Origin of the sequence: Trichocoleus sp. Lan, from assembly GCF_039961855.1 — a bacterium.
Lineage (GTDB): Bacteria > Cyanobacteriota > Cyanobacteriia > Cyanobacteriales > FACHB-T130 > FACHB-T130.
In genome coordinates this window covers 120,907-143,372 of the sequence record NZ_JAMPKA010000013.1, presented here as the reverse complement: position 1 = coordinate 143,372, position 22,466 = coordinate 120,907, and the positions used below count along the sequence as shown (strand labels likewise).

21 protein-coding genes are annotated in these 22,466 nt (G+C 47.7%); 13 read left to right on the top strand and 8 right to left on the bottom strand.

Going from position 1 to position 22,466, the window contains the following annotated elements; all coding sequences use genetic code 11:
* Positions 1–3 precede the first annotated feature (3 nt).
* Complete coding sequence (locus tag NDA03_RS13660) at positions 4–201, bottom strand: NblA/ycf18 family protein (protein WP_348238278.1); 198 nt, start codon at positions 199–201, stop codon at positions 4–6.
* 392 nt (positions 202–593) lie between these two features.
* Between NDA03_RS13660 and NDA03_RS13655 the strand changes: the two genes are divergently transcribed.
* From NDA03_RS13655 to NDA03_RS13645, 3 genes are all read left to right on the top strand, one after another.
* Positions 594–1,790 (top strand): aminotransferase class V-fold PLP-dependent enzyme, encoded by a 1,197-nt coding sequence (locus NDA03_RS13655; protein WP_348238277.1) that lies wholly within the window; start codon positions 594–596, stop codon positions 1,788–1,790.
* A 67-nt stretch (positions 1,791–1,857) separates the two neighbouring features.
* The gene (locus NDA03_RS13650) at positions 1,858–2,946 is read left to right on the top strand and encodes a glycosyl transferase (protein WP_348238276.1); all 1,089 of its coding nucleotides are present in this window, start codon (positions 1,858–1,860) and stop codon (positions 2,944–2,946) included.
* Between the two features lie 15 nt (positions 2,947–2,961).
* Positions 2,962–3,378 carry a secondary thiamine-phosphate synthase enzyme YjbQ gene (locus tag NDA03_RS13645; RefSeq protein ID WP_348238275.1) on the top strand — a complete coding sequence of 139 codons (417 nt, stop codon included), beginning with the start codon at positions 2,962–2,964 and terminating at the stop codon, positions 3,376–3,378.
* 61 nt (positions 3,379–3,439) lie between these two features.
* Here NDA03_RS13645 and NDA03_RS13640 read toward each other — a convergent pair whose 3' ends face one another.
* A complete protein-coding gene (locus tag NDA03_RS13640) occupies positions 3,440–4,294 on the bottom strand; it encodes a WecB/TagA/CpsF family glycosyltransferase (protein WP_348238274.1) in 855 nt (284 codons plus the stop codon).
* 825 nt (positions 4,295–5,119) lie between these two features.
* Here NDA03_RS13640 and NDA03_RS13635 point away from each other — a divergent pair.
* The 4 genes from NDA03_RS13635 (at position 5,120) to NDA03_RS13620 (ending at position 8,046) form a co-directional block, all read left to right on the top strand.
* The gene (locus NDA03_RS13635) at positions 5,120–5,497 is read left to right on the top strand and encodes a Mo-dependent nitrogenase C-terminal domain-containing protein (protein ID WP_190415239.1); all 378 of its coding nucleotides are present in this window, start codon (positions 5,120–5,122) and stop codon (positions 5,495–5,497) included.
* 63 nt (positions 5,498–5,560) lie between these two features.
* Positions 5,561–6,331, top strand: coding sequence for a hypothetical protein (locus tag NDA03_RS13630; protein WP_190415237.1), 771 nt, complete (start codon positions 5,561–5,563; stop codon positions 6,329–6,331).
* A gap of 230 nt (positions 6,332–6,561) precedes the next feature.
* Positions 6,562–6,822: a hypothetical protein gene (locus tag NDA03_RS13625; RefSeq protein WP_190415235.1), complete on the top strand. Its 261-nt coding sequence runs from the start codon at positions 6,562–6,564 to the stop codon at positions 6,820–6,822.
* A gap of 27 nt (positions 6,823–6,849) precedes the next feature.
* Positions 6,850–8,046, top strand: a complete 1,197-nt coding sequence (locus NDA03_RS13620) for a murein transglycosylase A (protein ID WP_190415233.1) — start codon at positions 6,850–6,852, stop codon at positions 8,044–8,046.
* 137 nt (positions 8,047–8,183) lie between these two features.
* Here NDA03_RS13620 and NDA03_RS13615 read toward each other — a convergent pair whose 3' ends face one another.
* Positions 8,184–9,059 carry a DUF5895 domain-containing protein gene (locus tag NDA03_RS13615; RefSeq protein WP_190415232.1) on the bottom strand — a complete coding sequence of 292 codons (876 nt, stop codon included), beginning with the start codon at positions 9,057–9,059 and terminating at the stop codon, positions 8,184–8,186.
* Between the two features lie 581 nt (positions 9,060–9,640).
* Here NDA03_RS13615 and NDA03_RS13610 point away from each other — a divergent pair.
* A complete protein-coding gene (locus NDA03_RS13610) occupies positions 9,641–11,581 on the top strand; it encodes a cation:proton antiporter (RefSeq protein ID WP_190441201.1) in 1,941 nt (646 codons plus the stop codon).
* Positions 11,582–11,742: 161 nt separating this feature from the next.
* Here the strand turns inward: NDA03_RS13610 and NDA03_RS13605 are convergent, their stop codons facing one another.
* Both NDA03_RS13605 and NDA03_RS13600 read right to left on the bottom strand, forming a co-directional pair.
* Positions 11,743–12,438, bottom strand: coding sequence for a cytochrome b N-terminal domain-containing protein (locus NDA03_RS13605; RefSeq protein WP_190441204.1), 696 nt, complete (start codon positions 12,436–12,438; stop codon positions 11,743–11,745).
* Positions 12,439–12,589: 151 nt separating this feature from the next.
* Complete coding sequence (locus tag NDA03_RS13600) at positions 12,590–13,291, bottom strand: alpha/beta hydrolase (protein WP_190441206.1); 702 nt, start codon at positions 13,289–13,291, stop codon at positions 12,590–12,592.
* Between the two features lie 41 nt (positions 13,292–13,332).
* Here NDA03_RS13600 and NDA03_RS13595 point away from each other — a divergent pair, with 41 nt between their 5' ends.
* From NDA03_RS13595 to rfbB, 4 genes are all read left to right on the top strand, one after another.
* Positions 13,333–14,052 (top strand): precorrin-2 C(20)-methyltransferase, encoded by a 720-nt coding sequence (locus tag NDA03_RS13595; RefSeq protein WP_190415225.1) that lies wholly within the window; start codon positions 13,333–13,335, stop codon positions 14,050–14,052.
* Between the two features lie 246 nt (positions 14,053–14,298).
* Positions 14,299–16,080 carry a hypothetical protein gene (locus NDA03_RS13590; RefSeq protein WP_348238273.1) on the top strand — a complete coding sequence of 594 codons (1,782 nt, stop codon included), beginning with the start codon at positions 14,299–14,301 and terminating at the stop codon, positions 16,078–16,080.
* Positions 16,081–16,307: 227 nt separating this feature from the next.
* On the top strand, positions 16,308–17,336 hold the full coding sequence (rfaE1, locus tag NDA03_RS13585) for a D-glycero-beta-D-manno-heptose-7-phosphate kinase (protein ID WP_348238272.1): 1,029 nt from the start codon (positions 16,308–16,310) through the stop codon (positions 17,334–17,336).
* Between the two features lie 51 nt (positions 17,337–17,387).
* Positions 17,388–18,449, top strand: a complete 1,062-nt coding sequence (rfbB, locus tag NDA03_RS13580) for a dTDP-glucose 4,6-dehydratase (RefSeq protein WP_348238271.1) — start codon at positions 17,388–17,390, stop codon at positions 18,447–18,449.
* A gap of 205 nt (positions 18,450–18,654) precedes the next feature.
* On the opposite strand, the gene NDA03_RS13575 is transcribed toward rfbB, so the two are convergent.
* The 3 genes from NDA03_RS13575 to rpaB all read right to left on the bottom strand — a co-directional run bounded on the left by NDA03_RS13575 (position 18,655) and on the right by rpaB (position 20,689).
* On the bottom strand, positions 18,655–19,188 hold the full coding sequence (locus NDA03_RS13575) for a DUF456 family protein (RefSeq protein WP_190441218.1): 534 nt from the start codon (positions 19,186–19,188) through the stop codon (positions 18,655–18,657).
* Positions 19,189–19,194: 6 nt separating this feature from the next.
* Positions 19,195–19,863 (bottom strand): cofactor assembly of complex C subunit B, encoded by a 669-nt coding sequence (locus NDA03_RS13570; protein ID WP_190525599.1) that lies wholly within the window; start codon positions 19,861–19,863, stop codon positions 19,195–19,197.
* Positions 19,864–19,960: 97 nt separating this feature from the next.
* Positions 19,961–20,689, bottom strand: coding sequence for a response regulator transcription factor RpaB (gene rpaB / locus NDA03_RS13565; RefSeq protein WP_190415215.1), 729 nt, complete (start codon positions 20,687–20,689; stop codon positions 19,961–19,963).
* 176 nt (positions 20,690–20,865) lie between these two features.
* On the opposite strand from rpaB, the gene radA reads away from it, so the two are divergent.
* Positions 20,866–22,410: a DNA repair protein RadA gene (gene radA, locus NDA03_RS13560; RefSeq protein ID WP_348238270.1), complete on the top strand. Its 1,545-nt coding sequence runs from the start codon at positions 20,866–20,868 to the stop codon at positions 22,408–22,410.
* Positions 22,411–22,466 lie beyond the last annotated feature (56 nt).

The window sequence follows — 22,466 nt, the reverse complement described above, 5'->3', positions numbered from 1 at the left end:
GATTCATGCAGACATTTCGCCTGCATCAAGTCCCCACTCGTGCTTCAGAAAGGACTTGTACATATTTTCTTTGACAATCATTTGCTCGTACAGCATAATCAAAAATTCCTGTGCTTGTTCGCGGGACATATTTTGCACTTGGTCTGAGAAGCTTCTAATACTGAATTTTTGCTCTAAAGATAATTCAATTGACTGATTCATAGCGAGTTCCTTTACTCGTCATAAGATGAAATTTGAACCGATTTTTGATTCTCCCTTGTTGTTTGTTATTGACCAGGGAAATGACTCGTTTTTAAATGTTGTGTAGCATCAAAAAGAAAACTTGGTATTAGATGCATAGCAACTTAACCGACACTCAACGCCATTTTGTAGCCTGCATACACGGGAAATCTGAGAAAGAGATTTTGTGAAATTTGATTCACGTTCTTGTAAACTTGTCAAGTCAGCGCACCGGATTTATGCAAAATTTTAAATAAGTTAACATTATCTAGCAACCGTTACAGCGATAACCAATTGCAACGCCTCTGCTGCCGTATCCAGCAAAGCTACGAAGTGACGATTCCTTGTTCAAGTGAAGTCTAATATTGATAACTATGACGAGCATTTCTCCAGGACAAACGCTGCTAGAACGCCATCGGCAGCAATTTCCAGCTCTCGCGAATAAAGCCTATTTCAACTATGGCGGTCAAGGCCCGATGCCCCAAGCAGCATTGGATGCTATTTTCCAATCCTATGAATACGTGCAGCGTGTGGGGCCGTTTTCCAATGAGGTAGGGAGTTGGGTGGTACGGGAGGCGACGGAAACTAGAGTTGCGATCGCGTCTTCTCTGGGTGTCTCTCCCCAGACCATTACCCTGACTGAAGATGTCACCGTCGGCTGCAATATCGCCCTCTGGGGCATGGACTGGCAAGCCGGAGACCATCTGCTAATTTCTGACTGCGAACATCCAGGCATTGTGGCAACTGTGCAGGAACTCCAACGGCGCTTTAGCATTGAAGTATCCTGCTGTCCGCTCATGAGAACTTTGAATGAAGGCGATCCCGTAGCAGCGATCGCAGAATATCTGCGCCCCAAGACCAGAATGGTCGTGCTGAGTCATATCCTCTGGAACACGGGTCAAGTCTTGCCGCTGGCTGAAATTGCTGCCGCCTGCCGCAACCATTCCACCGAGAATCCCCCCATCAGAATTTTGGTGGACGCAGCTCAATCCGTGGGGTCAATGCCGTTAAATTTGACAGAATTGGGGATTGATTTTTATGCTTTCACAGGTCACAAGTGGTGGTGCGGGCCAGAAGGCGTCGGTGGTCTGTACGTGCGACCGGAAGCTTTAGAAAGCCTGAATCCCACGTTTATTGGCTGGCGCAGCATTATCGCCAATTCATCCGGTCAACCAATTGGCTGGCAACCGGATGGGCGAAGATATGAAGTAGCGACTTCTGCCTATCCCCTCTATGCTGGGCTTAGGGCAGCGATCGCTCTTCATCAGCAATGGGGAACCCCAGAATCTCGCTTCCAACAAATCCTAGAGTTGAGCCAATACCTCTGGCAACGTTTAGCCGAAGTTCCTCACATCAAATGTCTGCGAAATGCACCGCCAGAATCCGGTCTTGTCTCCTTCCAGCTTTCAGGAGGGGGCAATCACCAGCAATTAGTACAATCTTTAGAAAATCAAAACTTGCTGGTTCGGACAATCCGCAATCCCGACTGTGTACGCGCCTGCGTTCACTATTTCACCCTGCCATCTGACATTGACCAACTTGTTGAAGCCATTCAAAAATTGAGTCAGTAGTCACGGGTCATTAGACCTTAGGAATTGGCAACTAGATTAATGACTAATCATGACTGACTACTGACTAATGACTGCTAAACACCCAATTTTATACATCGCTATCACCAATCATGGCTTTGGTCATGCAGTCCGGGCGGCATCCGTCGCGGCGGCGGTTCAGCAAATGTATCCAGAAATTTTGCTGATTCTGGTAACAACAGCACCCCGTTGGTTACTAGAATCTTATATTCCAGGGGATTTTATTCATCGCCCCCGCGCTTTTGATATCGGCGTTGTGCAAGCTGATAGTTTCGCAATGGATAAAGCTGCGACTTTGGAAAAAGTGCAACAAATTCGCGCCCAAGAGAAATCGATAATTGCAAGTGAAGTAAACTTTATCCGTCAAAACCGAGTGGGTTTGATTTTGGCAGATATTCCACCGCTGGCAGCGTCAATCGGCAAAGCCGCTGGGATTCCTTGTTGGATGCTGAGTAATTTTGGCTGGGATTTTATCTATCGGGCGTGGGGAGGAGAATTTAATGCAATTGCGGATTGGATGAGTGAATGTTATGCAAAGTGCGATCGCTTGTTTCGCTTGCCCTTCCACGAATCGATGAGCGCTTTCCCACAGATCGTCGATGTCGGTTTAACCGGCGGCACTCCTCGCCACAGCGCAGACGCACTACGATCTCAATGGGGAATTACCACACCAACCGAGCAAACCATCTTGCTCACCTTTGGCGGTTTAGGGTTACAAGAAATTCCCTACAACAATTTGCTGAAGTTTTCCGATTGGCAATTTATCACCTTTGACCGGAATGCACCCAATTTACCGAATCTTATAAAAATTACAGACCAATCTTACCGCCCAGTCGATTTTATGCCAATATGCGGGCGCGTCGTTTCCAAACCTGGATACAGCACTTTTGCCGAAGCTTTGCGATTGGGAGTACCCATTGTGACGCTAACACGAGAAGATTTTGCCGAAGCGCCTCTGCTGCTTGAAGGCATCCAAAATCATACTTATCATCAAATTCTACAACCTGCTGAGTTCTTCCAAAGCAACTGGGAGTTTTTGCATCAACCAATGCTTCCACCCCATCAATCTCAGATGGTGGCGACAGATGGAACCGAAGCGATCGCCCGTGCTGTCGTCAGCTATTTCCAAAACCGTTAATTTTTTCGAGCCGCAATGACTCATTACCAACAGATCCTGACCGTTCAAACTCCTGGCAAATCTTTATACAAAATTACGCCCAAAGTTCAAGCGATCGTTTCAGATTCGCGTATACAGACTGGACTTTGCACCCTGTTTTTGCGTCATACCTCAGCCAGTCTGCTGATTCAAGAAAATGCCGATCCAGATGTTCTCAAAGATTTAGAGAACTTTTTAACAAAACTCGCGCCGGAAAGCGATCGCTACTTCCACAATGCAGAAGGCCCTGATGATATGCCAGCTCACATTCGCACTGCTGTGACTCATACTTCTGAACAAATCCCCATCGCTGGCGGTAAATTGCTATTGGGAACCTGGCAGGGAATCTATATTTGGGAACATCGGCAGCGCGGTCATTATCGAGAAATTGTTGTTCACATCGCGGGTGACTAAGCTAGATGAGCGTTCCAAAACGCTAGTGACTTCAATCCGTAACTGCGACACAACTTTGTAACTAGCGATTGATTGCTTCTGGGTGGCGATCAGCGCTGCTAGTTTCTACTTCTATTGAGTCTTGCTCGACAGGAAGTAATTTGAGCAGCTGTAAACCCAAGAGAATCAAATAAAGAGGATTCAGTAACCAATAGCGCTTCCATAGGCGTTTGGGTTCCTGTAAAAAGCGGAAAAGCCATTCTAAACCCAAGCTTTGCATCCAGAACGGAGCTTCAGGAATGTTGCCAGAATGAAAATCAAAAGCAGCACCCACCGCAACGATCGGACAATCTAGCTGATGGCGATGATTAAAAGCCCATGCTTCTTGGCGCGGACAACCCAAAGAAACAAAGACAATTCCCGCGCCAGATTCCCGAATTTGTTTAGTGTATGCCGCATCTTCTTGCGGCGTTAAAGGGCGAAACGGAGGAGAAACTGCTCCGGCAATTATCAAGCTGGGAAATTTTTCTTGTAGATTCTTCTGTAAAGTTTCCAGAACTGCTTCCGTAGAGCCATATAGAAAAATACTTATTTCTTTAGCAGCAGCTTGTTCGCAAATATTTAACATTAGCTCTGGACCCCGCACCCGCTCCGGGAGTATCTCTTCATCATGATTACGAAGAAGATTGAGCGCCCAACGCACCGGCTGACCATCAGGGGCAACCAGAGTAAACTGATTGAGTTGATAGCCATGACCGTCTGGGTCAAGATAACCGGAGGTAATGCTATGGACATTCACTGCTGCAACGGTACAAGATTGGCGTAATTGGGCACTTTGAATAATCAAATCCGTGCAGTCTTTATATTTAGTACGACTGACTCCAATTCCCAATATATTTGTCTTAATTGGAGTTGTTTTTAAAGTTCGGGTGTTCATCTTGACCTTGAACTCACATATATTTTGTAGAGCGATCATAATTTACCTTTGCAGTATAACTTTGCAAGTACTTTTACGAAATTTATTTTTAATGATTTTTAAGTATTGCTCTTTGAAAATAGGGCAAAGACTGAATCCAATAGCTGTAGCTTAAAATTTCTATCTCTATTTTTTTAATTCTTCAATGAAATTGGTAAGTTATTACCTATTTTTATTTTTTCTTTCATCAGCAAAATTGCTGAATTCAAATTGGTAGACGGGAAATGATTTTATCAACTTGGCTAGGTTCTTTCACCGTCTTTCACTTTTCCTTAGAGTTTTTAATGAGTGGTTATTTTCTCGTCGTCAAAGGAAAATAAATGGCTCTGATTCTAAGAAAAGTTAGGAAGCGAGCGAGCCGCGAAGCGTCTAGGGGCATTTTTGCCGAAAGCAAAGCAACCACAGACCTTACAGCCTTCATGCAGACAAGTTTATGCGAGAGTGCAGTGGCAATATATGCGTGTAATCACTGAAACCTGGAAGGGACACTCACAAATATTCAGTGATGTTCCTCACGCAATATAGACAGGAAATTAGGGAGGATGATAACAGAAGAGTTCTCACAAGCCTTTTGTCTGTCAAGTCGGCATCCGAGATTAACCGAGCAAAGAACAAAAAATAGCGATCGCGCGTCAATGATTAAGTAAGTCTAACGGTCAAAGTTTCTAGAAACGCTCAAATCTCACAGCCAGCATCCGGTAAAAGCAGAGTCGCAGTTGTAGATAAAGGACAGACAGTTAAATTTAGCTTTTTGAAGACTTGAAAAGATAACACAGGAGAAGCATCATGAATGTATCCCAGTATACAGTAAAAAATATTTCCCTGACAAGCTGGTTCTGGATGCCTCAAGAAGAGGTTTCCCAAAAGGTAGCCCCGATTCAACAACCCACAAAAGCACGGACGCGGTTGAACTTCCTGCAACCTCTGCGCGAGTGGATTGACAACATACAAGTGCGCGATCGCGAACTCGCTCATCGCCTGTGCAAGTCAATCCCCTCCCAGTGCCCCTTTGAGCGCGATATCAAAGTATTTGGTCGCACCCTGTTTCACATTCCTCCAATGTGCAAACTGAATCCGCTTTACGAAGAAGTCGTAAGCTTGCGTTTCCGGGCACTGTGCTATCTAGCAGATGAATGTGGAGAAGATGTCACCGCATACTGCTAAGATTCCTTCTCAGACGTCTTAAATTAAAGACGTGAAGATTCTGTGCATTATTGATAAGACATCATGGCTATCATTGCCCTGAGAGGCTGGTATCTCCAAGAGTATGAGCCGATTAAAGAATTAGAGAAACGTCCCCACGATCTGCGATTGAGCAAAAATAGCTTGCTGAAGTCTGGATTACGGGCAGATTTTTTAGAAGACAGCCAGGATGTTAAGCGCTCAGCTTGGTTTGGTCGTTATCTAGAAGGGGAATCGGTAGAGTTTTACATCGAAGGCAGCGGTGGCTACATAATCTCCAACATTGACCTGACAAGCCACGAGATTTATTTCACTAAACAGACGGTGATGGCGAATCTGGAACCGATTATCTTCCTCTGCCATCAGACTGAATATGCGGCGTCGAGTGAAGCCCTGCGAGAGGGACTGGCTAACGCCCTAGAAGCATTAAACACGCGATCGCGTCTTCCTTTGACGCTAGAAGTATCCAACCGCCCCACAGGTGCCTCAAATCGCCTCAACACCACGCAGATGCGAAAAATTCGGAAGAGTCTGCTATTTGTTGCTGATGGGACACCTATCACTAGCATTTCCAGGGAAGAAACGCCCCTACTCATTCCCAGTCCGAATGTTTGTGTAGAAATTGGCTACGCCTTTCAAAGTAAGCGTTCTGAACAAATTCTGCTAGCTCAAATGGAGCGTTCGGAGATGTCGGGACAGTTTCCCTTTGACCTTCCCAACCATCAACAACTGTTGTTTAACAGTGCGTCGGAACTGCATCAAACTTTACCGCCCCTGCTAGAAACCCTGCTGCATCGGTTTAATCTATTTTCCTAGTCATTCGTCACTGGTCATTACAGTATATAAATTTCAACCTGTGAAAACAGGTTCTAGCCGTGAAGCCTGAATTTTAATTCAAGGCTCTGAAGCCAGTGCTATTCGTCATTCGTTGGTTGCTACAGACTAATAACGAATGACCTTTTGAGAAAATTCTGTAGAAATAGCCTGTTATTTTCGACCATTCTCAGCTCATAATAATCAGGACGGATTGAAAATCAATCGACTGTATGCCGAGAACTCCCACCGAATACGCTGTACACCTGATGATAGAAGGTGGTCACAAAGCAGAAGTGCGTTTTGCAACCATTCAAGAGTTTCAGAAGTGGTACAGCGGCGAGCTGATGCCCAAAGCCGCCTCCACGGACTTTATCAGTGTGCCGATCAAAAATATCCAGGGCGAGTACATGGTTATACGTCCCGTCAGCATTAGGGCAATCCGAGTGGAACCTGTCTTCGCCGGAAGTGTCGATAGAAGTGACTACGAATAGCTATCACTTTCCCTTTTGGTGTAAGTAATGAGAAAGACATTGGCTTTACTGTCCCTGAGTTTTGGTGTAACTCTGGGAAATGTCACTTTGCCTGCCCTCGCTAAAGATCCCCTGTCCGTTCCGCTGATACCAGTCAACTCAAACCTTTTAAATCTCGTCTGTTGCCGGTCAGATGCACTGGGACTTGATGAGCAAATCTGGGGGCAAAACGGTCAAGCCGGAGACCGAAAAGCTTTAATCGCCTCGATTGATAACAGTCTGCGATATTTACAGACAAACAGTGCCGCTCAAGCCTACCAGCAGTATCCGGTGCCGGGAATCACCCGCGATCGCGTCCGCCGATCTTTAGTGCGCTTTCGGCAGCTAGTTCTCAACTCTGGTTCGGCTGCCGAACTGCAAGCTGCAATCAAGCGTGAGTTTGTCTTGTACCAGTCTGTAGGCAAGGACAACAAGGGGAACGTTCAGTACACCGCCTACTACGAACCAACCTATACAGCCAGCCGCAAGCAGACGGCAGAGCATCGTTATCCTCTCTATGGGATGCCGTCAAACTTCAACTCTTGGCCCAAACCCCACCCCACACGGGTTCAGCTAGAAGGGGAGGATGGCTTGCTGGGAGCGAACAGTCCGCTAAAAGGGCTAGAAATCGCTTGGATGAGCGATCGCCTGGAAGCCTTCTTGGTGCAAATCCAAGGCTCTGCTCAGCTCCAGATGACCGATGGAAGCGTGATGACGGTCGGTTATGCGGGTGGAACCGATTACCCCTACACCAGTGTTGGGAAAGAACTCGCTAAAGATGGCAAACTGCCCCTATCCGGTCTGACGTTACCTGTGCTGATCAAATACTTCCAGCAAAATCCTTTAGAGCTGAGTAACTATATCCCGCGCAATCAGCGCTTTGTTTTCTTCAACGAAACCAATGGTGCCCCAGCGATGGGAAGCGTTGGGGTGCCGGTGACAGCTGAGCGTTCGATTGCGACGGATAAATCTTTGATGCCTCCGGGTGCCTTAGCTTTAATTCATACAAGAGTTCCCTACTTTAATCGTGCCGGTAAGATCGAACAGCGTCTGGTGAGTCGCTACGTACTCGACCAGGATAAGGGAAGTGCAATTCTAGGTCCCGGTCGCGTAGATTATTTTATCGGAACGGGTAAACGGGCAGGCGATCGCGCAGGTGTCACCGGCGGCAATGGGCAACTGTATTACCTGCTGCTAAAACAGTAAATCTTTTAGCATCCCGCAACCTAAGAAATTGAGGCGATCGCGTCCTAATCCTACCTAGAAATTAAAAGTAAAAAGGCAAAAGTAAAAACTTGTTACTTTTGCCTTTTTTAAGTTTTTACTCTTTCCTTGTGTCCTATTTAATAAGGAGGTTCGCCGTACTCAAATTCATCGTGATAATCGTATGAACTAGACACCCCTGCCATCTCCATTTTGGGCGCGGGGGTTTCCTCTTTCGGTTTTTCTTTTCCGAAGTCTTGGTACTCCTCAAAAGTTTTGCAGATAAGCACAGACTCCTCAGAACTGGAAGAAATTAGATATTCTGTTAAATTCTTAGCAGTAGGATGCTCATAATCTACTGTACTAGCCACCAGAGCCGTATTTGTGCCACTGCCCCTTTCCTCCATTTCAATTAACGGACAAAAAATTCCATGAGCATGAAACAACGGCCCTTTTGGTGTTAAAGGCTGCTTTCGATACTGAGCATAAGCCTTTTCCAATTCAGCAATAAATCCACCGACGACTTGACCTTGTTTCATCTCGCAGTAGGATTTTCCAAAACTAGCACCTGCTGCACCATTCACCGTCAATTGCAATGGCAAGTGATGCAAAAGCTTTTGTTTCTCCCCCACTAAAAAAATCAAGTGGCGAGTGAATGTCTTAAACTTGAGCTTGTCTGCCAAAAAAGCATCGTAGTTATCTTTAAACGTACCCAATTTCATCCCAGTTTCACGGTCTTTCACAGACAATGGACCCCGCCGCACGATGACTAAGCGGGGGGTAGTAGTGATAAACAGCGTTTCGACTCCGGTGCTAAACTCATGCTGCACCTGGTCCCAAGTGGCATCCGGTTTAAAGCCAACCGCATTAGCGTTATCTAGCTTAATTGCCAATCCGTGCGGCTGGATGCCAGTTTTCCCATATCGAGGATTGATCATCTGGCACCAAGGGATAACTTGAGAAGGTGGTGCGTTGAACTTGTCGTCGTCGAAGTCAAAATTCGCAGATGCGTTCATGGTCTTAGGCATCCAAGTCGTGTGCTGATCAAGTTTACAAGTCTGGAGCAAGTGGTGATATCCGAAAAGATACCGTAGAAATGATAAAAGTAACACAAGTGCAGCTAACCGGCTTTATTGACACCCCTACTCCAGTTGAATGCCAGCAAGAAGCAGTGTTTCTTAGAACAGCTTGCTAGGATCGAACCAGCACATTAGGAAGAGGTTCTTTGCGTTCTGAGTGCAGGAACGGTTGTCCAGTGAGAAGATTTGGGGGAGTTGCTGCTGGATTTTTCTCAACAAACGGATTGAAAAGCGTGGTTAAAAGGGCAAGCAATTCAGTAAAGGAGCGATCGCACTTTTCTTCTGTGCCCTTTTCGCATCTACTCTATATACCCTGTTTGCATCACAGACAAATTTTTGCTTTTTCAGTAGATTTTTAGACCAAACGTGTATCATAGACTACAGATACTTGTCTCAAAATATCCGATGCAAAGACAGGTTGACTATTGCATAGCAGCCAGGAAGGGTTAATATTTACTATCCTTTACCAAAGATATTGATATTGATAAAACTTCGTTGGTTTTATCAAAATCTACAACATGGAAACATCCTTTGAACTAACCCTGCAAATCGTTATCACGGTTGTTGCAGGTATCAGCGCCCAGGTTTTAGCCCAATATCTTCAGGTTCCTAGCATCGTCTTTTTGCTGCTGTTTGGCATTCTCCTGGGACCTGATGGCTTGCGCCTGCTACACCCGCATTCTCTAGGTACGGGCTTAGAGGTCATTACTGCTCTGGCAGTGGCAGTGATTCTGTTTGAGGGGGGGCTGAACCTAGAGCTGAGAGAGTTGGGCAAGGTTTCCGGCAGCCTGCGAAACTTAGTGACGCTGGGAACGCTGATCACGCTTCTGGGCGGCGGTATGGCAGCTCACTGGCTGGGTGAATTTCCCTGGCCTATCGCTTTTCTCTACGCTTCCTTAGTGGTCGTAACGGGACCAACCGTGATCAGTCCTCTGCTGAAACAGGTGCAAGTAGATCGGCAAGTGGCAGCACTTCTGGAAGGAGAAGGCGTCTTAATTGACCCAGTAGGGGCTATTTTGGCTGTCGTCGTGCTAGACACCATTTTGAACGCCGATACCGACCCCATCGAAGCTTTCATCGGTCTCGTCTTACGCTTAGGCATCGGCGGCGGCATTGGCGTTGTCGGTGGCTGGTTGATGGGTTGGATTATCAAACGCGCCAAGTTTCTTTCAGAAGACTTAAATAACCTGGTCGTTCTGGCTGGGTTGTGGGGCTTATTTGGTTTGGCGCAAACAATCCGCAGCGAGTCGGGGTTGATGGCAACCGTGATGGCGGGAATTGTTCTGGGTGCCTCCTCAATCCCAGAAGAACGGATGTTGCGGCGATTTAAAGGACAATTAACGATTCTTGGCGTTTCGGTCTTGTTCATCCTGCTGGCAGCTGACTTGTCCATCGCAAGTGTATTTGCGCTGGGGTGGGGAAGTTTGTTTACAGTTCTGGCACTGATGTTTATCGTGCGACCGATAAACATCGGCTTATGTACCTTCAATAGCGACCTGAACTGGCGGCAGAAACTGTTTTTGTGCTGGATTGCTCCTAGAGGAATTGTTTCGGCGTCGGTTGCTTCTCTATTTGCCATTTTTCTAACCCAGCGGGGCATCAACGGCGGCGATTCTATCAAAGCGTTGGTCTTCCTCACGATTATCCTGACCGTATTTTTGCAAGGACTGACAGCACGTTGGGTCGCTCATTGGCTGCAAATTAACCTCCAGGAAGCAACGGGCGCTGTAATTATTGGTTGTAATCCCTTAAGCCGCCTGATTGCCCGTTTGTTTCAAGAACAAGGAGAGTCTGTAGTGCTGATTGACACAGACCCCGAAGCGTGCCAAAAAGCAGAGCAGGAAAATCTGCGGGTATTCTTAAGCAGTGGTTTGGATACGGAAGTTCTGGAAGAGGCGGGACTCGACTCGATGGGAACCTTCCTGGCAATGACCAATAATGGGGAGGTGAATTTAGTGTTGGCGCAGCGTGCTTCTGAGGAGTTTCGTCCTCCTCGTGTGTTGGCAGTATTTCCCCAAGCAAACACACCGACTAATAATAGTAAGGTTCACCAAGCTTTCATTCCTAATTTATCAATTAAGAATTGGAATCAATACCTGAACGATGGACAGGTGAAGTTAGGCAAAACGTCACTCAAAGAGCCTGGTTTTTCGTTTCAACAAGCCCATCTACAAGCCTTAATTCGTTCTGGAGAGCTAGTACCCTTACTATTTTTACGGGAGGGGCGTTTCCAAGTGGTACCTGCGACAGAGGATTGGGAAGCGGGAGATCAGATTATTTATGTGCTGCATGACCCTCGACCAAAACTCTTGAAGCGTTTATCGGGTGCGAGTCCATCTTCTCGTTTGGCGCTAGAGAAACTGCCGGAAGTTGAGGAGGTGCCCATCTCATCTGCAAGTGTGGGTGTCCTTTTAGAAGAACTCAAACCAGAACCTCAAACAGAACCTACAGAAGCGTGACACAAGACAGTCGCGACTATGCCAATCTGCCTGGAAAGCAAGAAAAGCGATCGCATATTCTTGCAATCGGCGGTTGAAGCCGCACAGCGACAGCAAGCACACAACCGAAACCTGCCAGGAGCAGGCTACTAAGTGGAACTAGATTTGCGACTATAAATTTGCTATTTCTGTGACTCAGCACTACTGAGGCTGAGAGATTTTGGATCGTTCTTTGCCTGCGCGGATTCTGACTCGGTGGCTAAGTTAGTGGCGGCTAATTTTATCTGAAGCCGCTTGTGCTGTCTTTCCTGGACTAATAACCCGCCTAGATGAATCAGAGCGATCGCGATCGCTCCCACGGATAAAATGTAGCTGTGTAGGGTGTAGAGGTGTTCGACAGTAGCAGTAGTAATGGCTCCACCACCTGTAACGATGTCTCGCAGTTGAGAGCCAATAAAAGGAATGGCTTCGATAGTTCCCAATTCGATGCTCAGACGCCAGTAGCCGAGTTGAGTCCAGTCGAGAATCATCGCCGTCCAACCGAGCGCGATCGCGGTTAATGTCAATAGAATGCCACTAATCCAAGCAGTTAGCCAACTATTCGTAAATTGTCGCCCCAGAAACATCACGACAATTTCGATTAAAGACACTGCAATTAACCCATTTCCCGCGAGATCGTGAACGCGGAGAATCACCCAGCCATTGGAAACTTCATTTGCGATCGCTTGCAGGGAATCATAAGCACCACCCGCCGCCGGTTCGTAGTAGAAAGCTAACAGAATTCCAGTCACAGCAGCGATTAGGCTCAAGGTTAGAATCCCAACAGCCAGGATCGTAGCCAGACGCCGAAGGACAAATTCATACTGCTCGGTTTTCATGGCTAAACTTTACTTTTCTTAACATTAGTCAAATGCTAGCCAGTTACAGAAGGAATTTCGTTGTCCTAACAGCGTATGCCTAAAGGCTGAATCGTTGTGATGAGTCATGAGTGATTCGCCAAGGGTCAATGACTCATCAGCATTACCCATGTCATGCCAAATACTCCACCCAAGACGGTAAAGCGACTGGCGAACCGTACCAAATGCCAGGAGTTCTGGGTGAGTGCTTGACACCTTCGATAACCAGATTGGTTGCTCCCTCCAGATGAGCCGCTTCAATCGGCGTAATCCCATCTCCCCAAGTGTTACCAATCCCGCAGGTGAGTTTGTAACTGCTGTAGGCTAGCCACTGCCCCGGACGCCTCGCCCCGAAGATAGATTTACCGGCAACGCAGATGTAACGCACCGTTGAGTAGAAGGCTCCTGGATAGTTCATTTTGACAAAATCTAGATTTTTCCGCGTCCAGCGTTCCCCGCTGATATGGGGCGTTCCCAAGGTGACAAGCGTGGCAACATAAGGGTGAGCGTGCCACAAACCAGCGTCTTCTGTGACATCTCCGTGAATAGAATAAGGTTTTTCCCCCAGGTAGATCCGGGAAATCCAGCCGCCAGCGGAGTGACCAATCAGGTTAAGCTGAGAAACGTTGTATTGCTGCAACATTTGTTTTACCGTGCGGTCGAGTTGCCGCAAAATCGGAATCATCGACCGTCCTCCTACAGTGGGCACCCAATCCCGACTTCGCAAGGGTACGGTTACAGTGGGGAAACCCGATTCTTGTAGAGATTGTTCGAGTGGACGGTAGGCGATCGCGCCTTCGAGATATCCGGGCAAAATGACAGTCGGTAAAGGCATTTGAGATTTTGGGTTTTGGCTTTTAGATTTTAAATTTTATTGTGCAATCAGGTATCTTGTACGGCATTGGCGTGGGTCCTGGCGACCCAGAACTGATTACAGTGAAAGGACTCGGCATTTTGCAACGGGTGCCAGTGGTGGCTTTTCCCGCTGGGTTACACGGTAAGCCAGGAATCGCTCAGCAGATGGTGGCTCAATGGTTGAATCCCCGCCAAGTGCAATTAGCTTTAACTTTTCCTTACGTACAAGAAAGCGAGATTTTGACTCAGGCGTGGCAAGTCGCAGCCCAAGAAGTCTGGCAATCTCTAAAATTGGGTCAAGATGTTGCTTTTGTCTCGGAAGGCGATGTCAGTTTCTATAGCACGTTTACCTATTTGGCGCAGACACTGCAACAACTGCATCCTGAAGTAATAGTGCAGACAGTGCCGGGAATCTGTTCCCCTTTGGCGGCGGCAGCGGTGTTAGGAATTCCACTGACAATTCGCGCTCAGCGCCTCGTCGTGTTACCAGCGATCTACACGGTAGGAGAGCTGGAAGCCGTTTTAGAATGGGCAGATGTGGTGGTGCTGATGAAAGTGAGTTCAGTTTACGAGCAAGTTTGGAAAGTGTTGCAGCAGCGCGGGTTGCTGGAACGTAGCTGGGTTGTGGAACGGGCAACGCTACCAGAGCAGGTAATTTATGCGGGGTTAAGCGATCGCCCGAATCTGAAATTGCCTTACTTTTCTTTATTAATTGTGCAAGTAAACGAGTCAGTAGATTAATTTCTTCAGGAACTTGAGGAAAGTGGCAACTTTTGGGCTTTTTTTCCAGTCTTGGCGATTGGGTCAGAGAACCTGAAAATTAACTTTTAAGCATTTTAGACTGAAATAATTGAGATTAAAATTCAGAATCTGAAACTAATATAAAAGCGGAGTGCTTGTTTTGATCGCGATCGCGTGCTTGCCGCACGTACCCACCTGACCTGATTCCCAGCCTGTCCTGTCGCTGAGGAGTGTAACTTACCTGCTATGTCCTATCTCTCATTCATTAGAAACCTGCCTGAAAAGTTAACTCAGCCGCCTCTGATTGCAGCTTTGGCTTCCGTGGGCATCCACGGAGTGCTGGCGATGACCCTTCCCAGTTTATCCGCGTCCTCCAAACCGGAAGAGCAGAAGCCGCGAGGGACTGTCAAAGTTGTGGAGTTAACACCGGCAGAGCAAAGCCGCATTCCGCAACTTGCACCGCCGCCCGTGTCGCTGCCACCCATTCCCAACCAAACCCAGCTGTTGCCACCTTTGCCGCCGCCGTCTTCCGTATTGCCGCCGATCCCTAGCTCCCCACCCTACAAATTTCCGCTGAACTCCACACCGCAACCTAACACTGGGGCTGGGTTGCCGGAGATTTTTCAGAGATCGAGCGATCGCCGTCAGCAAAGAGCTAGGCAAAATCCTTTCAATCCCAACAACCCAAACTTTATCGTAGGACGGCTTCCCGATCCCCCCAAAGTTCCCCAATCAGGTTCTCGGAAAGTTACACAGCAAGAGATTCGCCGTCGCCTGTTTCAGGGATTGCCCGCTGGTGTCCAGCCGGGGCAGGACGACATTTCCGCTCTATTTCCGCCGCCACCGCCCACTTCCGATCAACAGACACCTTTCAACCCTTCTGAGGAATCTTCTGGGAAACAGCCGCCTATCGATTTTGGACAACAGACGCCTAGCAATCCCAAGCCACAGAGGTCGATTGATTTTGGACAACAGACGCCAAATTCGGAATCACAAATAGCAGCGAATTCCGAACAACAAACGTCTAAAAATTCTGAGCAACAACCTCCAGCGACTTCCGGACAACAGACGCCTCCTCTTTCTCCACAACAAATAGCAATGGCGCGGCGCGAACTGCAACGGCAGCAAGTCCTTGCTGATATACGGCAGCAACGTCGAAACTACGCCTATGACGGCAATGGCACTCGTGATGACGATTACAGACAAAAGTTAGCGGGTTGGGGTTCTAGACTCAACAAAGTCCCATCGAAAGAACAAGAAATTACGCTGACTTCTCAATTTCGTGCGTGCTTTATTAAGAAGCCGGAAGCAACTGCTTTAGTTGGGGCGCAGGTGGATGCTAAAGGTAGTGTCACGACCGAACTGCTTAGGAGTTCTGGTTACAACATTTTGAATGAGAAAGCGCAGGAAGTCGTTAAGGCTCATTCCTTTGGTGCAAAGGAACAAGTTTATGTTGTTCAGGTCAAGTTTGCGTACAACGAAAAAGATTGTCCGCCGATGACAGCTTCACGAGAAGCTCGAAATTCTCAAGAAGTTCAAGATTCTAGAAAACCACGAGATTCTCAAGAATCCTCTGAGTCTCAAAAACCGCGGGATTCTCAAAATTCCCAAAACTCCCCTGAGCCGAGAAAACCACGAGATTCTCAAGAATCCTCTGAGTCTCAAAAACCACGAGATTCTCAAAATTCCCAAAACTCCCCTGAGCCGAGAAAACCACGAGATTCTCAAGAAGCTCAAGATTCTAGAAAACCACGAGATTCTCAAGAATCCTCTGAGTCTCAAAAACCACGAGATTCTCAAAAGTCCCAAAACTCCCCTGAGCCGAGAAAACCACGAGATTCTCAAGAAGCTCAAGATTCTAGAAAACCACGAGATTCTCAAGAATCCTCTGAGTCTCAAAAACCACGGGAATCTCAAGAATCCTCGGAGTCCAAAAAACCGCAAGATTCTCAAAATTCTCAAAACTCCCCTGAGCCGAGAAAACCACAAGAATCTCCGGATTCTCAAAATTCTCAACAGACACCCTGAACATAGTTCACAAGAAGCGAAGACAGTATTAGACAGTCTGGTTGGGTTGAGGAACGAAACCCAACCAATACTTATGCGTGTTGAGGTTCGTTCTTCAAGCTAGCCTACAACTTTCAATAATCTCGAACCTCAAGAGGGAGTAGCGGCTAGTGGTTGGAATCCATCTGGATTCATTAAAAGCGCCCTCTTGCAGGATAATAAACCCTTGGACTTTTGCGACCTCCTCTATGGCTTTAGATGCTTCCTTCTTGGCTCAGCTGCAAAATTCATCTGAGCGATTAATTCAGCTACTGGATAACTTTGCCCAAGCACGGGTGCTAGTTGTCGGGGATCTTACCCTCGATGAGTTTCTGACGGGTCAAGTGGAACGAATTTCTCGTGAAGCACCCGTGTTGATTCTGCGCCACGAAAATACCCGGCAGGTACCTGGGGGTGGAGCAAATGCCGTTTATAACCTGGCAACGCTGGGGGCACAGGTGAAGGTGGCTGGATTAGTCGGAAAGGATGACCAGGGGCAAGCATTGCGCCATATCTTTGAGGCAGCTGGAATTGATACCAGTGGAATGTTGCTCGATCCAGACCGCCCGACGGTGACGAAAACCCGGATTTCTGGTCATGCTCGGCAGTCAGTGACTCAGCAGATTGTGCGCGTTGACCGGAAATCGGATGAGTTGCCAGATCAAGATTTGCAGCTACAGCTTGCTAAGTATATTCAGCAACATCTAGATACAGTGGATGCGGTGGTCTGCTCGGATTATGGTGATGGCGTTTTCACTCAGCCTGCAATCGAGGCGGCGTTGTCTCACCAGAAGACAATTGTGGATGCTCAAGCCGGTCTCCAAAGATACCAAGGAGCAACGCTGTTTACGCCAAATTTGCCGGAGGCGGAGCAGGCGGTGGGGTATGCGATCGCGTCTGGACAAACGCTCACCCAAGCTGGACGCGACCTCTTGGCGCTGACTCAAGCTCAGCAAATGCTGATTACTCGCGGTGAAGCGGGGATGAGTTTGTTTGAGCGCAACGGAATAGAGCAACATATCCCAGCGTTCAACCGTACCGATGTGTTTGATGTAACTGGGGCTGGAGATACTGTGGTGGCGGCGCTGACGCTAAGCTTAGTTGTTGGGGCGTCATTCTGGGAAGCGGCGGTGTTGGGAAATTTGGCGGCTAGTATCGTGGTGCGCCAATTTGGAACGGCAACCACCAGTCCAGAAGAGATGAAGGCGGCTTTACTGGCGTTGTTAGAAGAAGAATAAACGAACCGCCAAGACGCAGAGTCCGCAGAGGGAAGAAAAGGAGAGAGTTTGATGAGAGGAAGCCGTCGGTTGTTGGTGACAGGTGGGGCTGGGTTTATTGGTTCCAATTTTGTGCATTATTGGGGTAAGGCTTACCCAGACGATCGAGTGGTGGTACTAGATGCGCTCACTTATGCAGGGAATCGCTATAATTTGGCGTCCTTGGAGGGGCAAGAAAATTTTCGGTTTGTCAAGGGGGATATTTGCGATCGCGCTTTATTAGACTCGCTGTTACAAGAAGAAAATATCGATACAGTGGCTCACTTCGCCGCTGAATCTCACGTTGACCGCTCAATTCTAGGTCCCGGTGCCTTCATTCAAACCAATATTGTCGGCACATTCACCCTATTAGAAGCTTTTCGGAAACATTGGGAAACAAGACAAGAGGGAATTTTTCTTCATGTTTCCACCGATGAAGTCTACGGTAGCCTCAATCCTAGCGATCGCGCATTTACAGAAACAACGCCCTATGCCCCAAATAGTCCCTATTCCGCATCGAAGGCGGGTAGCGACCATTTAGTCCGCGCCTATCACCACACCTACGGCGTCCCCACCATTATCACCAATTGCTCTAACAATTACGGCCCTTATCAGTTTCCTGAAAAGCTAATTCCCTTGATGTGCATCAATATTTTAATCGGCAAATCTCTGCCAGTTTATGGAGATGGGCAGAACATACGGGATTGGCTGTATGTAGGCGATCATTGTAGCGCTTTGGATGTAGTGATTCATCGCGGCAAACTGGGCGAAACCTACAATATTGGCGGCAATAATGAAGTTAAAAATATTGACTTAGTGAATATGTTGTGCCAGCTAATGGATGAATTAGCCCCTAATTTACCCGTGCATCCTTGCAAAAAATTGATCGCATTTGTGAAGGATCGACCGGGGCACGATCGTCGCTATGCGATTGATAGCACTAAATTAAAAACTGAGTTAGGGTGGACTCCTTCTGTAACGGTTGAAGAAGGTTTACGACGCACTGTTGAATGGTATCTCACTCACCGCAATTGGTGGGAACCGTTACTGTCTGAGGAGTACCAAGCTTATTATCGCCAGGTTTATGTTTCTTAAAAATTTCCTACCTTAACGCGAATGGCACTGATTTAAGAGCCGTAAAATAAATTTCCGGCTTCACCACGCAAACCCATTGAAACAAATTGAAATCGCTATCCAGTTGGCTTTAGCTAACTTTAGGGATTAGCTAGCCCGAAATTTGTTTCAGGGCAGAGCTGTGGGTAACGCTAAGCTTAAGCCAGTGCAATTCGATTTAAATTTCTTATGCCCCAGATCCAAAGGGCCAAGTTGTGTATAAGAATACGCTCACGGCGGCGATCGCGAGTAATCCCTGAATCAAATTCCCAATCAGCGAACCCACCACAATGCCTATCCCGGCTTTCAGCGCTAGCTTGATTCTCGGCTCAAATTCTAAGTCGCGCCGGTAGAGAAACTCTCCAGTAATCGCTCCCAGTAGCGGCCCGATCAAGATTCCAATCAGTGGCCCCGCAACCAGAAAAGCGGGCAACAATCCCAAAAAACCCAGCACTAAGCCAACAACGGCTCCAATCTGCCCCCACTTACTAGCCCCTGCTTGTTGTGCCCCCAAGTAGGTCGCTAAGAGATCGACGCCAACGCTAAGTAGCAACACTAGGATAGCAACGCCCAGCGCCACAGACACGCTGCTAAAACTGTGAACCGCTCCCCAAACCACAATAGCAATCACAATCAAGCTAGTTCCGGGAATGCCGGGAACCACTGCGCCCACGACGCCAACGAGCATGAGGACAACGAGAAGCCAGTAGAGAATCGTCATGGATATTTAAATTCCAGCGGGTGCAACATCATCTAAGTGGTAGCTGAGAGTAACGTCTAGTTTTTCAGCAATCCCAGCTATCCAGTTTTCATCTTGCTTGGTGTAACTGCGCGGAGCATTGGCACCTAAAATCAAGACGCCTTGATTGCCAATCGGCTGACAGATCGCTCCTTGAGTATTCTCTGGTAGATAGTCAAATTCAATCCGTCCTGGGTATATTTTTAGAGCCACTAGATAAACGGGTTTTTGTTTTTCCAACACCCGCTGTAAAATTGGCCCTGGTTTTACTTCTGGGTTGACGCCTAAGATACCCCGCCGCAATAACACTCGTCCTTTGTACCAAACGACGAGCGATCGCGTCCCAGTGTTCGCGAGCAACAGATGTGATGCCCAAGCCAGTTCTATCTTTACGGCTTCCGGCAAGTCGGGTGCTAGTTCAAACCCTTCCTCGCCGATCAATTCGACAGCTTCGGGCGATCGCGGCTGTACTTGCTGCCACAGCAACCCCGTTAAAATTAACACCGCACTGATTATCACGCCCAACGCATCCGAACGAGCTTGAGAATCCGCTAGCTGCGGTGTCAATAAACGGTTAATCAACAGCAGCACCCCTGCCAACCCACCAACCACAAGGGGGAGTTGCCGTAAAACCTGATTTTGATCTGGCTTAGCCATTTTCTTAGTGCTGAGGATTGAGGGCTGAGGAATGAGTAGGAATAAAAGAGTAGAAATTTTCTCGCCTTTTAACGTAATTCATTCTTCATCCTTCAGTTCAGATTTCATCCGGTTCAATGATCCGTTGAAACAGATAGCCAGTGCCTCGCGCCGTCAGTATTAGCTCTGGATTGCTCGGATCGTCCTCTAACTTTGCTCGAAGGCGCGAGATATGCACATCCACCACGCGAGTGTCTACGTGGCGTTCTGGCGTATATCCCCACACCTCTTGCAAAATCTCAGAACGGGAAAAAGGTTCTCCAGAACGGCTGACTAACAACTCCAGCAGACTGAACTCCATTCCGGTAAGCCGAATTCGCTCATCGCCTTTATAGACTTGCCGCTTATTGGTGTCAATCTTGATATTCCCGACATGGATGACCCCAGAACTGGGAATCCCAGAGGCACCCGTTTTGTCTACCCGCCGCAACACAGAGCGGATGCGGGCTTCCAGTTCCTTAGGTGAAAAAGGCTTGACAACGTAATCATCTGCACCCAGCTCTAAACCAGTGATGCGGTCGGCGACATCCCCTAAAGCCGTTAGCATGATAATTGGCACATCCGATTCCTTCCGCAATTCCTGACAGACGCCGTAGCCATCTAGCTTTGGCATCATCACATCCAAAACTACTAAGTCAGGAGTGGCATTGCGAAAGGTATCCAGCGCTTCTTCTCCATCGGCAGCCGTCACGACATCGTAGCCAATCATGGAAAGGCGCGTTTCCAGAATGCGACGGATGCTAGCTTCATCGTCAACTACCAGAATTTTTTCTTTATGGCTTTCCAAGCTCGTCAACGCTCCTTAAGTTCCGATTTCTAATCGTTAATTTTAGATACCATTACATTAAGATATCATTCTGTTTAGTCGGTTTGGAAAGCCTGAAATCCTCACAGTTGCTGGATTTTTATATTCTCTTATTCCTTGCGATTTATTAAGATTCTTTAACAAATCGAGAATGGTGCATGGCAAAGCCGCGAACTAACTATGTTTGTAACGAATGTGGGTCAGAATCTTCACAATGGTTTGGCAAGTGTCCCGTCTGCGGCACCTACAACTCCCTGGAAGAGCAGTTTGTGTCCCAGCTTAATTCTTCCCTTCCCAGCCGGGGTTTGCAAAGCTCACAGCGCAATGGAAAATTAGCTGCCAAAGCACCCCAGGCGAGGGCATCGCTGACATTCGCGCAAATTACCGACAAGTATCAGGAGCGATGGACTTCTGGTTATGGAGAATTCGATCGCGTACTGGGCGGGGGGGTTGTTCCTGGCTCTTTGGTGTTAATTGGTGGCGATCCGGGCATTGGTAAGTCAACGCTGCTGCTGCAAACAGCGAATCAGATGTCGCAGATGTATCGCATTCTCTATGTCTGTGGAGAAGAATCGGGACAACAAGTGAAACTGCGAGCTTCGCGTTTGGGTGTTAGCAACCTGAATCCGGATCGGGAAAACGGCGATCGCGTGTCTCTCCAGCCAGAAATAGAGGCATCTGTAGAGACATCTGTAGAGACTCCGGTGACATCTATCTCAGCGGGTGCGGATCTGTATGTGCTGGCGGAAACCGATTTAGAAGAGATTATCAGGGAGTTGGAATCTCTGAAACCGAATGTGGCAGTAATTGATAGCGTGCAGACGATTTACTTACCGTCTCTAACGTCGGCAGCGGGATCGGTGGCGCAGGTGCGGGAATGTACTGCTGCATTGATGAAGGTGGCAAAGAGAGAGAGTATCACCCTGCTGATTGTGGGACACGTTACTAAGGAGGGCGCGATCGCTGGGCCAAAAGTCCTAGAACACCTAGTAGATACTGTATTGTATTTTGAAGGCGATCGCTTTGCGTCTCACCGGCTTCTGCGTTCTGTCAAAAACCGCTTCGGCGCAACTCACGAAATTGGCGTTTTTGAAATGGCAGATCGAGGACTCCGAGAAGTTTCTAATCCCTCAGAGTTATTTTTGGGCAATCGGGACGAAGTGGTTCCGGGTACCGCTCTTGTCGTCGCTTGCGAAGGCACTCGCCCGATTGTCGTGGAACTGCAAGCCTTAGTGAGTCCAACCAGTTATAGTTCCCCCCGCCGCTCAACGACGGGTGTTGATTACAACCGACTGCTACAAATTTTGGCAGTATTAGAAAAACGAGTTGGCATCCCTTTATCTAAATTAGATTCTTATGTGGCTTCAGCGGGCGGTTTGAGTGTAGAAGAACCCGCTGTTGATTTGGGAATGGCGATCGCAGTTGTGGCTTCTTTTCGCGATCGCGTCGTCGATCCCCGCACTGTCTTAATTGGCGAAGTCGGCTTAGGCGGACAAGTCCGAGCTGTCTCCCAAATGGAACTGCGCCTGAAAGAAGCCGCCAAACTAGGCTTTAAGCGAGCAATTGTCCCCAAAGGGCAAACTTTCCCAGAATTGGGATTAGAAATTGTACCCGTCGCCAAAGTTATCGATGCCATCATTGCTGCTATCCCAGCCTCTCATCATCATGATGATGAAGAAATGCTAGATGATGATGATGAATAGACGGCATTAAGGTGCAAGTGGTAGCGCTTGGGGAATGATGCGCGATCGCCTTTATT